Annotated in this window: 12 protein-coding genes; 4 read left to right on the top strand and 8 right to left on the bottom strand. The window is 68.7% G+C overall.

Annotated features, from left to right (window positions below):
* Positions 1–142: 142 nt before the first annotated feature.
* Complete coding sequence (manA, locus tag ACWGUG_RS15870) at positions 143–1,294, bottom strand: mannose-6-phosphate isomerase, class I (RefSeq protein WP_336398480.1); 1,152 nt, start codon at positions 1,292–1,294, stop codon at positions 143–145.
* A gap of 130 nt (positions 1,295–1,424) precedes the next feature.
* Here manA and ACWGUG_RS15865 point away from each other — a divergent pair, with 130 nt between their 5' ends.
* Genes ACWGUG_RS15865 through ACWGUG_RS15855 form a run of 3 tightly spaced genes read left to right on the top strand, consistent with a single transcriptional unit; the run spans position 1,425 to position 5,252 of the window.
* Positions 1,425–2,858, top strand: a complete 1,434-nt coding sequence (locus tag ACWGUG_RS15865; protein WP_452325259.1) for an O-antigen ligase family protein — start codon at positions 1,425–1,427, stop codon at positions 2,856–2,858.
* Positions 2,855–4,210: an O-antigen ligase family protein gene (locus tag ACWGUG_RS15860; RefSeq protein WP_452325258.1), complete on the top strand. Its 1,356-nt coding sequence runs from the start codon at positions 2,855–2,857 to the stop codon at positions 4,208–4,210. Before ACWGUG_RS15865 ends, ACWGUG_RS15860 begins: the two co-directional genes overlap by 4 nt.
* Before the next feature lie 55 nt (positions 4,211–4,265).
* The gene (locus ACWGUG_RS15855; protein ID WP_452325257.1) at positions 4,266–5,252 is read left to right on the top strand and encodes a glycosyltransferase; all 987 of its coding nucleotides are present in this window, start codon (positions 4,266–4,268) and stop codon (positions 5,250–5,252) included.
* Positions 5,253–5,305: 53 nt separating this feature from the next.
* Here ACWGUG_RS15855 and ACWGUG_RS15850 read toward each other — a convergent pair whose 3' ends face one another.
* The gene (locus tag ACWGUG_RS15850; RefSeq protein ID WP_452325256.1) at positions 5,306–6,052 is read right to left on the bottom strand and encodes an ABC transporter ATP-binding protein; all 747 of its coding nucleotides are present in this window, start codon (positions 6,050–6,052) and stop codon (positions 5,306–5,308) included.
* The gene (locus tag ACWGUG_RS15845; protein WP_452325255.1) at positions 6,052–6,849 is read right to left on the bottom strand and encodes an ABC transporter permease; all 798 of its coding nucleotides are present in this window, start codon (positions 6,847–6,849) and stop codon (positions 6,052–6,054) included. Before ACWGUG_RS15845 ends, ACWGUG_RS15850 begins: the two co-directional genes overlap by 1 nt.
* A gap of 71 nt (positions 6,850–6,920) precedes the next feature.
* Here ACWGUG_RS15845 and ACWGUG_RS15840 point away from each other — a divergent pair, with 71 nt between their 5' ends.
* The gene (locus tag ACWGUG_RS15840; RefSeq protein ID WP_452325254.1) at positions 6,921–9,020 is read left to right on the top strand and encodes an acyltransferase family protein; all 2,100 of its coding nucleotides are present in this window, start codon (positions 6,921–6,923) and stop codon (positions 9,018–9,020) included.
* A gap of 47 nt (positions 9,021–9,067) precedes the next feature.
* Here the strand turns inward: ACWGUG_RS15840 and ACWGUG_RS15835 are convergent, their stop codons facing one another.
* From ACWGUG_RS15835 to rfbA, 5 genes are read right to left on the bottom strand one after another with little or no spacing between them, the layout of a single operon-like run.
* The gene (locus ACWGUG_RS15835) at positions 9,068–11,086 is read right to left on the bottom strand and encodes an acyltransferase family protein (protein ID WP_452325253.1); all 2,019 of its coding nucleotides are present in this window, start codon (positions 11,084–11,086) and stop codon (positions 9,068–9,070) included.
* On the bottom strand, positions 11,083–12,219 hold the full coding sequence (gene glf, locus ACWGUG_RS15830; protein WP_452325252.1) for a UDP-galactopyranose mutase: 1,137 nt from the start codon (positions 12,217–12,219) through the stop codon (positions 11,083–11,085). The genes ACWGUG_RS15835 and glf overlap by 4 nt, the downstream gene beginning before the upstream one ends.
* A 58-nt stretch (positions 12,220–12,277) precedes the next feature.
* Positions 12,278–13,717, bottom strand: coding sequence for a sugar nucleotide-binding protein (locus ACWGUG_RS15825; RefSeq protein WP_452325251.1), 1,440 nt, complete (start codon positions 13,715–13,717; stop codon positions 12,278–12,280).
* 52 nt (positions 13,718–13,769) lie between these two features.
* Positions 13,770–14,771, bottom strand: coding sequence for a dTDP-glucose 4,6-dehydratase (gene rfbB / locus ACWGUG_RS15820; protein ID WP_452325250.1), 1,002 nt, complete (start codon positions 14,769–14,771; stop codon positions 13,770–13,772).
* Positions 14,772–15,641 carry a glucose-1-phosphate thymidylyltransferase RfbA gene (gene rfbA, locus ACWGUG_RS15815; protein WP_452325249.1) on the bottom strand — a complete coding sequence of 290 codons (870 nt, stop codon included), beginning with the start codon at positions 15,639–15,641 and terminating at the stop codon, positions 14,772–14,774.
* Positions 15,642–15,755: the final 114 nt, after the last annotated feature.

Below are 15,755 nucleotides of genomic sequence, written 5' to 3'. Positions count from 1 at the left end.
TGTACGGCTAATTACACCCGTGTAGTTCGGTGAGGTCAAGTCGCAGATAGTAAAGGCTCAACCGACTCTTGAACCTTCACGACGCGCCGACGGCGTGTCGCACTGTGTAACGGTCCGGTGAGAAAGCCGCCCTGGGGCGTCCTCACCGCCCCGGCAGCGCGATGAACAGCTCACCCTCGCCCGACACGCGCACTCCCCGCTCGTCCGGGGTGACGAGCACCGCGGCGCCCGGCACCAGCTCCGCCCGTCCGCCCGAGGCGCGACCCGACACGGTGACGGCGCCGCCGGTCGCGAGGGCGATCGCTGGGCCCTCGAGCGGCACGTCGATGCCCGCGTCGTCGCGCGGCGAGGCGGTCAGCAGCGCGAAGTCCTCGACCGGGACGTCGTAGCGACCGACGCCGTCGCCGACCGGCCGCGCCCGGATCACGGGCGGAAGGCCCGGCGCGGGGTCGAGCACGCCGACCAGCTCCGCGGCATCCACGTGCTTGGGGGTCAGGCCGCCGCGCAGCACGTTGTCGCTGGCTGCCATGAGTTCCACGCCGAGCCCCTCGAGGTAGGCATGCAGGACCCCCGCTGGCACGAACAGCCCCTCGCCGCGGCGCAGGGTCACGAGGTTCATCAGCAGCGCGACGACGATGCCGGGGTCGCCGGGGAACGCCTCGTCCAGCGCGCGGGCGAGCTCCAGCTCGGCGGCGAACTCGTCGGAGCGGGCGGCGACCGCGGCGGCGATGATCTCCTTCGCCGCGTCGGCGCCGTCCGACAGCACCCAGCCGATGACGGCCGCGAGCGAGGCATCCGGATCGGCGAGCCTGTCGGCCAGCGGAGCCGCTCCCGCACCCAGCTCGTGCACGAGGCGGCGCGTCGCGTCGATCTCGCGCAGCCCCGCCAGCGCGCGGAAGGTCTCGCTCAGCGCCACGATGAGCTCCGGCTTGTGGTTGCGGTCGCGGTAGGTGCGCTCGCCCGCGTCCCGGGGGATCCCGGCGGCCTCCTCGCGCGCGAAGCCGGCTTCTGCCTGGGCGATGGAGGGATGCGCCTGGATGGACAGGGCGGATGCCGCAGCCAGGAGCTTCAGCAGGTACGGCAGCGGTCCGTCCACGCCGACGGCGGCGCCGTCCTCGGCGATCCAGCGGTCCAGCGTGCGCCCGTCCGGGGTGTCGGCCGGGTCCCCCGGGTGGTCGCCGAACCACACCTCGGCCTCGGGGCGGCCGGACGGCTCGCGCCCTTCGAGCTCTGCCAGCAGGGACGGGGAGCCCCACGCGTAGTCGCGGGGGTCGTTCGCAAGCGGAATCAGCACGCGCCTCAGCCTAGCCACGGCCCTCGCACCCCTCCCCGCCGTGCGTCATCCGCGGACCCGCCTCCGGTCGCGCGGCGCGGGGTCCTGCGAGCGGCGGGGCGGACGGGGTCGCGCGGGTACTCTGAGAGCGATGGCCGTCCACTCGAAGCATCCGGCGTCGGCGCCGCCCGGACCGCCGGTCCGCGAGAAGACCGGCCACCTGCTGCTGCGCGGCTGGTGCATCTTCGTCCTGTTCATGTCGCTGTCCGGCACGGCATGGGTCAACGCGTTCGGAGAGCTTCCGGCGGCCGTCGTGACCATCGGCGGCGGCGTCCTCTCGGCGGTGCTGTGGATCGTCGTCCGCCCTCCGGTGCAGTGGCGCCGCCTGCCCTGGTTCGTCGTGGCCTACGTCGTGTGGGCGACGACGTCGCTGGCGTGGTCGGCATGGCCGCAGACCACGGCGATCACCCTGCTGCTGCTGTACATCACGACCCTGCAGGCGCTCTTCATCGGCAGCGTCCTGACGTGGCGCGAGCTGGTGGGTGCGGTCGCGTCCGCGTTGAAGTGGGTCGTCGCGCTGTCGATCCTCTTCGAGCTGTGGGTGTCGGTCGTCATCGGCGAGCCGATCATGCCCGGCTGGGTCGTCGAGAAGGCCGACGATCCGATCGAGTACTGGTCGCGGAACAACCTCTTCGATTTCCCTGAGCGCATCCAGGGCATCATGGGCAACGCCAACCTGCTCGGCCCGGTGGCGCTGCTGGCGATCATCGTCTTCGCGATCCGGCTGGCCGCGGGCGCGCCCCGCCGCGTGGCGCTGTGGATCTGGATCGGATCGGCGGCCTTCCTCTTCGTCCGCGCGTCCTCGGCCACGGCCTACCTCGCCGCCGCCGCGGTGGCCGTGGTGCTGGTCACCGCGCTCCTCATGCGCCGCGCGACGAAGCCGGGCGAGCGGACGAAGTTCTACCTGGGATACCTCGTCGTGGGCGTGGGTGGCCTGGTGGCGCTCTGGCTGCTGCGGGATGCCGTCTTCAGCGCCCTGGGACGCAGCGCCGACCTCACCGGCCGGGAGCGCATTTGGGACGCGGTGCTGGCCCGCACCGCGGAGCGGCCGTGGGTCGGCTGGGGCTACGCGACGCCGTGGATCCCGTCGGATCCGGCGTTCGACGGCTGGGTGGTCGATCACGGCCAGACCGTCATGCAGGCGCACAGCATGTGGATCGACGTGTCGATGCAGCTCGGGATCGTCGGCGTGGTGCTGCTCGCGCTGCTCTTCTTCGCCTTCATCTGGCGCTCGTGGTTCTTCGCCGTCGACCGGCCGCGCTGGGATCTCCGATCCGACCGCCCGTACTCGCCGCTGACCCTGCTGCCCACGCTGGTGGGGGCGATCCTCCTGGTGCAGGGGCTGGCCGAGTCCAGCCCGCTGCTGCTGTGGGGCTGGCTCTTCGTGGTCATGCTCGGCGGCAAGATCAAGCAGTCCCCGCACGTGGGGGTCGGTCCCGCCGAGCAATCGGCCGCGATCGAGCGCGGTGAGGCCGTCCGCCCGGACGAGTCCGTCCCCCGTGACCGCCCGGGGCCGGGCGCGTGAGCGACTCGCCCGCGCCGACGGCACCCGGATGGCCGGGGGCGCTGCTGAACTCGGCGTCCTTCGCCCGCGCGTTCACCGTCACCGTCTTCGGCACCGTCTTCGCGTCCTTCGCGATCGAGCGCATCGCCGGGCACGTCACCTATGTCACCGTGGTCGCCGGGCTGTGCGTGCTGGGAGCGGCGGTGATGATGGTGCGCCGGGGCGAGGTCTCGCTCCTGCGGCTGGTGCCCACGAGCGTGGTCGTGTTCGTCGGCTGGGCACTGGCGAGCGTCTTCTGGAGCGGCGAGCCGACCACCTCGTTCTGGAGCTGGGTCTCGATGGCCGCGATCGCCTTCCTGGCCGTGGTGATCGGCCACGTGCGGGACACGCTGCAGACCGTCCGGGCCCTCGGCGACGTGCTCCGCGTGCTCCTGGGCCTCTCCCTCGCCGTCGAGGTGCTCTCCGGCATCCTGCTCGACGTCCCGTTCCGCTTCCTCGGCGTGCAGGGCAACCTCGCACAGCTGGGCCCGGTCCAGGGCATCTTCGGGACGCGCAACCTCCTCGGCTTCGTCGCCGTGCTCGCTCTCATCACCTTCCTGATCGAGTACCGCACGCAGTCCGTCGCGCCGGGCGTGTCGGTGGCATCCGTCGTGCTGGCGGGCGGCCTGGCCGCCCTGAGCGACTCCCCCACGGTCGTCGTCCTCGCCCTCGCCGTGGGCCTGGCCGTCGGCGCCCTCGCGCTCGTGCGCCACGCGCGCCCCGAGCGTCGCGCCGGACTGCAGCTCGCCCTCGGCGCCCTGGTCGTCGTCGGCGTCTTCGTCGGCTATGCGGCGCGGCATCCGATCATCGCCCTGCTCGGGGCCGGCACGGACTTCTCCATGCGCGTCGACCTCTGGAACTTCATGGTCGACATCCTGCGCCAGAGGCCCGTGCAGGGATTCGGCTGGTTCGGCGTGTGGGACCCGCGGGAGTACCCCTTCAACGCCATCAACTTCTGGGTCGACGCCGACCACGCCACCGGGCTGAACGCCTACTTCGACGTGGCGCTGCAGCTCGGCTGGGTGGGGCTGGTGCTGTTCCTCGCCCTGGGCGCCCTCGCCCTCGCGCGCGCGTGGCTGGTCGCCGGCGAGCGTCGCTCGGTGGTGTACGCGTGGACGCCGCTCATCCTCGTGGCGCTCCTGGTCGACTCGATGTTCGAGAGCTTCACGCTCACCGGCCTCGGCTGGCTGATGCTCGTGCTGTGCGCGGTGCGCGCGGGCCAGTCCCGCTCGTGGCGCGAGCGGCTGGACGGCGGGACGGATGCCGGCGGCGGGGCGGGCGCGAGCGGCTCCGGGCTTCCCCACGACCAGGGACCGCACGGGACGGCGGGGTAGGCTTCTCTCCGGCCCGACGTCTCGGCGCCCGCCGCCTCATCCCGGAGATCACCCCGTGAGCCACGTTCCGTCCGTCGCACCGTTCGACCCCGCCACCGCGACCATCGCCATCGTGACGTACAACCGGTCCGGTCTGCTGACGCGCCTGCTGACGAGCCTGACGACGATGGACCCGAAGCCCGGCAACGTCGTGATCATCGACAATGCCTCGACCGACGACACTGCCGATGTCGTCGAGTCGTTCCGCGAGAGCCTGGAGCCCACGTCCGTCGTATACCGGCGCATGGAGACCAACACCGGTGGGTCGGGCGGCTTCAGCGAGGGCATGCGCGTCGCGTACGAACTCGGGTCCGAATGGATCTGGCTCATGGACGACGACGTCGAGGTCCTCCCCGACGGGCTGGCGAAGATGGGCAGATGGGCGCCGCGCTTCAAGAGCATCCAAGGACGCCGCTACGACTACGACGGCAGCGCATTCTATTGGCAGTACCGGATCGCGGAGCCGTTGGGCATCCCCATCCCGTTCGCCCCTGCGGGCTTCGACGACTCGGGCTACAAGCCGATGAACTCGGGCTGCTTCGAGGGGATGTTCATCCACCGCGACATCGTGCGCGAGATCGGCCTGCCCGACCCGCGCTTCTTCATCTACTGGGACGACCAGATGTACGGCTGGCTGGCTTCCCGCATCACGCAGTCCGTCATCGTGAATGAGTTCGTGCTCCGCCGCACGCGCGAGATCAAGCAGTGGGACATGGGCATCCGGCACATGAACGCGTCCAGCAACGCCTACCGCTACTACATCATGCGCAACAGGGCATACATCAAGAAGTACTACCGCGCGCTGGGCGTTTACCGCCGCGTGCCGTTCGCCCTCGGGACGGCGTTGACTTTCGGCAAGGAGCTCATCCGCCTCCTCTTCGTCGAGCGCACGGTCCGCGGCACATCGAACCTCTTCCGCGGCCTTCGTGACGGGCGGAAGATCTCCAAGGATGCCTCGTGGCAGCCCATGCCGCCCCTGACAGCGGCAACTGCCCAGGCCTGATCTCGACGCATCGGTCTCATCGATTCTGGACCAACCGGTGGGAGTGAGCGCGATCAGCCGGTCGGGTAGTCGGCGTTGTAGCGGTCGAGCACCTCGTCGATCGGAGCGTCCAGCGCGAGCCGGTGCCTGTCGAGGTACAGTCCGCGACGGCAGAACCGCCGCAGGTCGCGTTCGCTGTGCGACACGAAGAACAGCGTCCGGCCGTCTGCCAGCAGCTCGTCGATGCGGGTGTAGCACTTCTCGCGGAACGCCTTATCGCCGACCGCCAGCACTTCGTCGACGAGGAGGATCGGCTCCTCGAGCTGCGAGACGACAGAGAACGCCAGGCGCACCTTCATGCCGTTGCTGAGATGCTTGTAGGGCGTGTCGACGAAGTCTCCCAGCTCGGCGAAGTCGATGATGCCGTCGAACCGACGCGTCACCTCCGCCTTCGACATCCCATGGAGGCCCGAGGTCAGGCGCACGTTCTCGCGCACGGTCAGGTCGCCGACGAAGCCTCCGGTGATCTCGATAAGCGGGGCCACTCCGCCGTTCACTGAGACGCTCCCCTCGTCCGGGAGCAGCACGCCCGCGACGAGCTTGAGCAGCGTGGACTTGCCCTGCCCGTTGCGTCCGACCACGCCGATCGACTCTCCGGGACGCACGTCGAAGGCGACGTCGCGCAGGGCCCAGAACTCGCCGGGTTTGGAGCGCCGCGAGGAGTCCGAGAACAGGTCCTTGATGCTGCGGCGGCCGCGCCGGTTGCGGCGGAAGCGCACCCCGAGGCCCTCGACCTCGATCGCGAGACCCGACGACGTCATCACAGCTCCTTCAGCACGGGACGCTCGAGGCGGCGAAACACGAGGACGCCGAGGACGAAGAAGAGCAGCGACGTCACGGCGCCGATGGAGACCACCCACGGGTCCCATTCCTCAGGGAAGAAACCCACCCGATAGAGGGCGAAGATCCCGGCCAGCGGATTGAACGCGGCGAGCGTCTCGAGAGCGCCCGGCAGGTCGGAGACGCCGTAGATGACCGGAGAGGCATAGAACAGTGCGCGCAGGATCAGCTTCGTCGTGCGCTCGAGGTCGCTCCACAGCACGCACAGGGGCGCGACGAGCAGGCCGAGGCCGATGAGCAGGATGGTCTGCAGCACGACGGCGACCGGGAACAGCAGCAGTCCCCAGTTGAACTGGACGCCCGGTCCGGCGAAGACGACGAACAGCACGAGGACCGGCAGCGAGCACAGGAACTCGATGCCCTTCGACAGCACGATCCGGTTCACCCAGATGGAGCGCGGGATCGCGGTGGACCGCACCAGCCGGGCGTCCTTATTGAACGCCCGCGTGAAGTCCGACACCACCGAGTTGAACCACACCCACGGCAGCAGTGCGGTGATTAGGAAGACGATGTACGGCTCGTGGCCGACCGTGCGATCGAAGATCTGCGTGAAGACGAACCAGTAGATCGCGCTCATCACGAGCGGGTCGAGGACCGACCACAGGTAGCCGAGCGCACTCGTGGCGTAGCGGACCTTCAGATCACGCGCCGACAGCAGCCACAGGGAGTGGACGTAGCGCCGGGGCGATCCGGGGGCGCCGACGGCGGCAGTGCTCACTCAAACGAGTCTAGGCTCCGCCTGCACACGGCGCGTGCACCGAGGCGCGGTAGTCTGTACGCGCCCCCGACGTGAGATTCCTCCCCGTGACGACAGCCACAGCAGCGACCTACACCCCAGCCCGCCCGGCTCGTTTGACCCCCGTCCGAGCAGAGATCCAGGCACTCCGGATGCTCGCGGTGCTGGGTGTCCTCCTCTTCCATCTGTGGCCGAACCGTCTCACCGGCGGATACGTCGGCGTCGATGTCTTCTTCGTCGTCTCGGGATTCCTGATCACCGATCATCTCGTGCGCGACCACGAGCGCTTCGGGCGCGTCCCGCTGGCCGCGTTCTGGGCTCGGCGAGCGCGCCGCCTGCTTCCGGCATCCTTCCTCGTCCTCCTGGCGACGGCCGCAGCGGTATACGCCTGGGTTCCGCTCAATCGCTGGCCGCAGATCGGCTCGGAGATCATCGCCTCCGCGCTGTACGTCGAGAACTGGGCCCTCGCCGCGCAGTCCGTCGACTACATGGCCGCTTCGAATGTCGCGTCTCCGGTCCAGCATTTCTGGACGCTGGGCGTGGAGGAGCAGTTCTACCTCGTCTGGCCGCTGCTGCTCGCCGTGGGGATCCTCGTCGCCCGACTCGCGAGGAAGGGCGCGGGGTTGGGCATCACCGTGGCAGTGGCATCGGCGACCGTCGGCAGCCTGGTCTTCTCGGTCGTCTACACGGTGCTGGTGCCGACCGTCGCGTATTACTCCACCTTCACGCGCGCGTGGGAGTTCGGCGCCGGTGCTCTCCTCTCCTTGCTCCTGCGTAGGCGCCCGGCGCCCTTCGGCGCTGCGTGGGCATCAGTGGCCGCCGTCGGCGGCTGGCTGCTGATCCTGGGAACGATGGTGGTGTACACCTCCTCCACACCGTTCCCCTCCTACACGGCGGGACTGCCGGTGCTGGGCGTCCTCGCGGTCATCGCAGCGGGCACCCCCGCGACGGGACCGCGGGCGCGCATCACGGGCCTGCCGCCGATCCAGTTCCTGGGGGATGTGTCGTACGGCGTCTATCTGTGGCACTGGCCCCTGATCGTCCTGCTGCCCTTCGTCACGCTGACGCCCCTCGCCACGGGGCAGAAGCTGGGCATCGCGGCCGCCTCGATCGCGCTCGGCTGGGCGTCGAAGAGATTCGTCGAAGACCCGGTCCGCGGCCACCGGTGGCTCGCGGGACGGCCACGGCGCTCGCTGCTCGGTGCGGCGGCGGGAATGGTACTGGTCACGTGCGCGGCATTGCCGCTCGCGGTGTCATCGATCCCTCCGCCTCCCGACCCACCGGCGACTCTGCCCGCCTGCTGGGGTGCTGCTGCGATGACCGACGCGTCGTGCGGCGGTCCGCTCGCCACGCCGCTGAAGGCGCCGCCGGAGTCTTTCGCCGCAGACCGTCCGACGCCTGACGCGCAGGCGTGCGAGGTCACCGTGGAACTGGCGGCCTTCCGGCGGTGCGACCGCGTCGCCGGAGCCGACGATGCCCCCCACATCGCGCTGATCGGCGACTCGCATGCCACGCGGTGGGTGGAGGCGTTCGATCGTGCCGCCGGCGACGACGGCTGGAGCCTGACGACGTACCTCGTGTCCGGATGTCCCCTCGTCTCGCGCGAGCCGCTCGGCAGCCCCTGGGGGTTCGATCCCGTCGGCGCCGAGCTGTGCACCGCTCCCACCGGAGCGCTGCTGCAGGAGGTCGCCGACGATCCCGCCATCACGGACGTGGTCTTCACCAATCGGACACGGCTGTATCTCTCCGACGACCCGGCGCACCATCCGCTCCAGGCCGAGGCGGTGGAGGCCTCAATAAAGGCTCTGCAGGACGCGGGCAAGAATGTCGTGATCCTCAAAGACCATCCCGAGATCCGTCCGGTGCCGCAGCAGGGTGGCGCGAGCGCACCCGATTGTCTTGCGCTCGCCCCCATCGACAGCTGCCGGATGCCGCGCACTGCAGCCGACTTCGACGACCCGATGACCGCGGCAGCCACCGCGACCGGCGCGGGGATCGTGGATCTCACCGACGCGTTCTGCGACGCAGAGGTCTGCTACTGGCAGATCGGCGGGCTGTCGGTCTACACCGACGACAATCACCTGTCTCGATCGTTTGCCGCGAGCCTTGCGGACCCGCTGGCCTCCGCACTCGCACCGTTGGTCGCTGACTGACGCGTGGCGCGTCGCGTGGCCGTCGTCCCCGCGTCAGAGCCGGTGTCTCAGAGCAGCCGGGCGAGCGCCGGTGCGAGTGTGCGAGCGTACGTCGCCGTCAGGTGATTGTCGTCGAGATACACGACGACACCGCCGATGACCGGCAGGCACACACCGTCCGGGCAGAGGTAGGGCGTCAGGTCGGCGACGCGTACGTCGCCCCCCTCTAAGCCGGCGGCCGGATTTCGATGCGCGAGCACCGCGTCGGCGGTGCGGGTGCATTCGGCCGCCTCAGGACCGAAGTCCTCGACACAGTCGAACATGTCGATGGCGAATCGGGGGTTGTCGCGGATGAGGAGGATCTGGGCCTCGGTGGTGCTCAGATCTTCCAGCGTCGCCTCGATTCCGGCGAGCAGCCGCTCCTCCGAGGCATCGGGGATCGTCTTCGTCCCCATCGCCACGATGATCGCCGGGTCGAGCCGGCGGATGTGCGCCAGGGCGTCGTCGCGCCACTCCTGGCACCCCTCGACTCCGGGAACCGGCGACTCGTCAGCCGCGAACGAGCAGCCGGCTTTGAGGAGTGCCACCACGTCCAGGCCCCGCTCCTCTGCCAACGGGATCACCGCACCCATCCACTGCTGGGCATGCGAGTCGCCGACGACCACGAGGGTGCCCTGCGGCGCGGAAGCCGCCGGTTTCTCCGAGCATCCTGGCGACGACCCGGCTACCGGCTTCCGAGTCCCTGTGCAGGGGCCGTCCAGCGCCACCCACTCCTCGTCGAGGGCTGTCGCCAGCGGCACGATCTCGTCGTAACTGCCGTCCGGGCCGGAGCCTCCCGGAAGCAGGACCGCTGCACCGGGGTTCTGCGACGACGCCTCGATCGTGGCCGCACGCGCCGTCTCGGCAGCGGTCCACGCCGTGAGCGGCACAGCGACGAGGGCCACCGACGCCAGGATCGCGACCACGCCACGGCGCGTCGAGGCGCTGATCCAGCGCGAGCGCCGGACGGGGTTCTCGACCAGGTACGTGAGGGCGAAGGCGAGCCCGACGCTGAGGGCGATCACCGCCGTGCCGGCGTACGGGCCGACGGAGGTTCGATTTGTCAGCGTCAACCAGGTGATGAGAACCGGCCAGTGGACGAGATAGAGGGCGTAAGCGATCGCACCGAGCCGGAGCAGGATGCCGTTGGAGAGGAAGCGCTCCGCGCCGAAGCGTGTCGTCGTGCGGCCCGCGATGATGACCGCTGCGGCGCTCAGCGTGGGCCACAGCGCGAGATAGCCCGGGAACCCGCCCTGCACATCGAGCACCATGCCGCACGAGACGAGCCCCGCGATGCCGGCCCAGCCCACGACTATCGCCCAGCGAGCCCCGAGCCTGATCTGCGGCGCCGCAAGCGCGAGGAGGGACCCGAGTGCGAACTCCCACAGGCGGGCGAAGGTGTCGAAGTACGCCCGCTGCTGGTCTGCTGAGGTGGCGATGATGGAGTACACGAAGGACGCGGCGAAGATGACGGCGAAGACGACGGCGAGCGAGCGCCTCAGGTCCAGGCCCGCCCGTCGGGCAGCGAGGCCGATGGTGAGGATGACCAGTGGCCACGCGATGAACACCTGTCCCTGAATCGACAGCGACCAGAAGTGGAGCAGTGGGCTCGGGGTGGACTCCTCGCGCGCGTAATAGTCCACGGAGGACGCCATCAGCTCCCAGTTCTGCGCGTAGAACAGAGACGCCCAGGCCTGCCGCCAGACGTCCGACCATGTCGACGGCGGGAACCAGAGCCAGGTCACGGCGAGCACTCCGACGATGGTGACGGCGGCGGCGGGGAGAAGGCGACGGAATCGGCCCACCCAGTATGCGCCGAGGGCGGGCCCCCTCCCGTCGAGCAGGCGTCGCGCCAGCGACGCCGTCAGGAAGTACGCCGAGATCATCAGGAAGACGTCCACGCCCCCTGATACGCGCCCGAACCACACGTGGTACGCGACGACCAGCCCGACTGCGAGAGCCCTCAGCCCGTCGATGTCGGGACGATGAGCTGCGTCCCCGACGCTCCGACGCGCGGCGAGCGTCGAGGCGACTGTGAGCTCGGTCACGCCAGCTGGTTCTGCCACATCGACAGCGCCGAGCCGATCGCCATGTGCATGTCGAGGTACTGGTACGTGCCGAGACGGCCGCCGAACAGGACGTCCTTCTCGCCCCTGGCGAGCTCGCGGTAGGCGAGGAGGCCGGCCCGGTCTTCAGGGGTGTTCACCGGGTAGTAAGGCTCGTCGTCCCGGGTAGCGAACCGGGAGAACTCCCGCATGATCACGGTCTTGTCAGCGGGGTATCGCTCGGCTCGTTCGGGGTGGAAGTGCTTGAACTCGTGGACGCGGGTGTACGGCACGTCCGCATCGGCGTAGTTCATGACCGAGGTGCCCTGGAAGTCGCCCACCTCGAGCACCTCCTCCTCGAAGTCGAGTGTGCGCCACGAGAGCGCGCCCTCCGCATAGTCGAAGTAGCGATCCACCGGACCCGTGTAGACCACGGGGAGCTGGCCCACGACCGCGTTCCGGCTCAACGGCTGCGACTCATCGAAGAAGTCGGTCTCGAGCTTCACCTCGATGTTGGCGTGATCTGCCATGCGCTCCAGCCACGCAGTGTAGCCGTCCGTGGGAAGACCTTCCCAGGTGTCGTTGAAGTACCGGTTGTCGTAGTTGTAGCGCACGGGGAGTCGGCTGATGACCTCGGCGGGCAGGTTCTTCGGGTCGGTCTGCCACTGCTTGGCCGTGTAGTCGCGGATGAATGCCTCGTAGAGAGGTCGGCCGATGAGAGCGATCCCCTTCTCCTCGAGGTTGGCTGCCTCCTTCGCGTCGAACTCGCCGGCAAGCTCGTGCACCAGCGCCTTCGCCTGGTCGGGGCTGTAGGCCGACTGGAAGAACTGGTTGATGGTGCCGAGGTTGATCGGCAGCGGATAGACGACGCCGCGGTGATTCGTGTACACGCGATGCACGTAATCGGTGAACGTCGTGAATCTGTTGACGTACTCCCACACCGTCGCGTTGGACGTGTGGAAGAGATGCGCACCGTAGCGATGGACCTCGATCCCGGTCTCGGGGTCGTCCTCGCTGAAGGCGTTGCCGCCGATGTGCAGCCGCCGATCGATCACCGTCACCTTGCGACCCGCCTCGGCGGCCCGCTCAGCGATGGTGAGGCCGAAGAAGCCGGAGCCGACGACGAGGAGATCCATGCAGAAGCCTTTTGAGAATGGGAGCGGGGGGCGCGGTGCGAGAACACCGCCATAGATTCTACCGACCAGCGGCGGGATCCTCGGACCCGGTCGACGCGAGGTACCGCTCGAGCGCTTCCTCCCATGCCACGGGCGCGAATCCCGTGGATCGGATCCGCTCGAGACGGAGGACGCTGTTGCGCGGGCGAGGCGCGACGACCGCAGCGGCCCCGGCGAAGTACTCCTCGGTGCTCACACCGGTCACTCGCGCCGGGTCCTGCCCGGTGAGGCTGAAGACGCGACGCGCGACGTCGGCCCAGGTGACCGGCTCCCCCGCGCCGGTGACGTTGTAGACACCGTATGGAGCTTCGACATCGAGGAGATGCCGGATGGCAGCCGCGATGTCAGAGGTGAACGACAGGCGACCGACCTGGTCGTCCACCACGCGCGGGTCGACGCCACTTCGCGCGAGCGCCGCCATGGTTCGCACGAAGTTGCCGCCGTCGCCGATCACCCAACTCGTCCGGACGATGTAGTGACGGGGGGCGGTGGCTGCAGCGGCATCACCGGCCGCCTTGGTCTGTCCGTAGACGCCGAGCGGCGCGACGGGATCGTCCTCCCCGTACGCCTCGGTCTTGGTACCGTCGAACACGTAGTCGCTCGAGATGTGGACCAGCGTGATGCCGTTCTCGGCCGCGACGCGGGCCAGGTCGGCCACCGCCGTGGTGTTCGCTGCCCAGGCGTGTGCGCGCCCCTCCGTCTCCGCCAGATCAACCTTCGTGTACGCCGCTGCGTTGATGATCGCACCGTAGTCGCGCCACCGGCGGGCACCAGCCAGACCGGGTGCGGTGACGTCCAGGTCGTCGCGCGTGACGTACTCGACGTGCGCGGGGTCTCCGAACTCGTCACGGACGGCTCTGCCGAGCTGTCCGTTGGCGCCCAGAACCAGGATCTTGCGGGGTCGAATGGGTGTGACGTCCGCCAGGCGAGGGTGATTCTGGTCCTTGTCGCTGATCACCACCCGATCCAAGGGGATCGGCCACACGATTCCGGCGGTCTCGTCTGCCAGATTGAGGAAGGAGTATTCGGCTTCAGGCGACCAGTGATCGTTGACCAGATACGTGTACGCGGTTTCCGGTTCGAGCGTCTGGTACGAGTTGCCGACGCCGCGGGGAACGAAGATCGCGCGTGACGGGTCGATCTCGGCGGTGAAGACAGCTCCGAACGTCGGGCCTTCGCGCAGGTCCACCCACGCGCCGAAGATGCGGCCGGTCGCCACCGAGACCCACTTGTCCCACGGCTCCGCATGGATGCCTCGAGTGGTGCCGACCTCGTCATTGAACGAGATGTTGTTCTGCACCGGCCCGAGGTCCGGGAGACCGAGCGCCGCCATCTTCTCGCGCTGCCAGTTCTCCTTGAACCAGCCGCGGGAGTCGCCGTGCACGGGCAGATCGAAGAGGACCAGACCGGGGATGGACGTTTCGGTGGCCCGAAGCTGCTTGCCGAACTCGATGGACACGACGCGACGCCTTTCGGAACAGGTGAGAGAACGTGAGGGCGGGGGCTCCCCGCTACTGGCCCTTGGAGGCGTAGAACGCCTCCACCCCGTCCTTGGCCGGCGCCCACCAGGACTCGTTGGCCCGATACCAGTCGACCGTCGCAGCGAGTCCGGCGTCGAAGTCGCCGTACTGGGGAGTCCACCCGAGCTCCGTCCGAAGCTTGGTCGAATCGATGGCGTAACGCAGGTCGTGTCCGGCTCGGTCGGTGACGTGATCGTAGGCGTCCGCCGGCCGGCCCATCAGCCGGAGAATCGTCTCGACGACCGTCTTGTTGTCTTTCTCGCCGTCGGCACCGATGAGGTACGTCTCTCCGATCGCGCCCTTGTCGAGGATCGTGAGGACGGCCGACGAGTGGTCGTCCGCGTGGATCCAGTCCCGCACGTTCTCGCCCTTGCCGTAGAGCTTGGGACGGATGCCGCGCAGAACGTTGGTGATCTGACGGGGAATGAACTTCTCGACGTGCTGGTAGGGCCCGTAGTTGTTCGAGCAGTTCGAGATCGTCGCCCGCACGCCGAACGATCGGACCCAGGCGCGGACGAGAAGGTCACTTCCCGCCTTGGTCGACGAGTAGGGCGACGAGGGGTTGTACGGCGTCGACTCCGTGAACCGCGCGGGGTCGTCGAGCTCCAGGTCGCCGTAGACCTCGTCCGTGGAGATGTGGTGGAAGCGCCGGTCGTGTCTGCGTGCCGCTTCCAAGAGCGTGTAGGTGCCCACGATGTTGGTGTCGAGGAACGGCCGCGGGTCGTGCAGCGAGTTGTCGTTGTGCGACTCGGCCGCGTAGTGCACGACGGCGTCGACTCCGGAGAACAGGTCGTCCACCAATGCCGCGTCCGCGATGTCCCCCACCACGAGGCGCACCCGGTCCTCCGGCAGGCCGTCCAGCGATGCGCGGTTGCCGGCATAGGTCAGCTTGTCCAGCACGGTGACGTGGTCGTCCGTGTGGGCGATGACGTGATGGACGAAGTTGGAGCCGATGAAGCCGGCGCCCCCCGTGACCAGAAGCTTGCGGCCCATTCAGCGCCCTCTTTCCAACGTCTCCAGCAGATACGTCCCGTATCCGGATTTCACCAGCTTCTGCGCCCGCTCACGAAGCTCGTCGTCGCTCAGGAACCCCTGACGCCAGGCGACCTCCTCGGGCACGCCGATCCGCAGGCCGGTCCGGCGCTCCATCGTGCGGACGTAGTCTGCCGCGTCCGTCATCTGGTCGAAGGTCCCGGTGTCGAGCCACGCTGTGCCGCGAGGCAGCACCTCCACCTGCAGCTTCCCGCGTTCGAGGTACGCCCGGTTCACATCGGTGATCTCGTATTCACCACGCGGCGACGGCTGGAGTCCCCGAGCGATGTCGACCACATCGTTGTCGTAGAAGTAAAGCCCCGGAACCGCGTAGTTCGACTTGGGCTCGGCGGGCTTCTCCTCCAGGGAGACAGCCTTCCCCTCGGCATCGAACTCGACGACGCCGTAGGCGGACGGCTCTGCGACCCAGTATGCGAAGACGGCGCCCCCGTCGACGTCCGAATAGCGCTTGAGCTGCGTGCCCAGCCCCGGGCCGTAGAGGAGGTTGTCCCCCAGCACGAGGGCGACCTTGTCGTCGCCGATGAAGTCCGCGCCGATGGTGAAGGCCTGCGCGAGACCGTCCGGCGAGGGTTGCTGCGCGAAGGTGAGGCGCACGCCGAACTGCGACCCGTCCCCGAGGAGGCGCTCGAAGAACGGCGCGTCGTGCGGCGTGGTGATCACGAGGATGTCGCGGATGCCCGCGAGCATCAGAGTCGACAGCGGGTAGTACACCATCGGCTTGTCGTAAACGGGGACGAGCTGCTTGGAAACGCCCAGGGTGATCGGGTGCAGACGCGTGCCCGAGCCTCCGGCGAGAATGATGCCCTTCACCCGTCAATCGTGTCATACGGCTGCCTGGATTCCCGTGCTGAGAGCAGCCCGGGATCATCCTGTGCACCGCGTGTCATAGCATCAATCACACGCGTCACAGTGGTATCTAACCGC

This window comes from Microbacterium sp. NPDC055455, from assembly GCF_053619935.1.
This window is presented reverse-complemented; position numbering and strand designations above follow the sequence as displayed.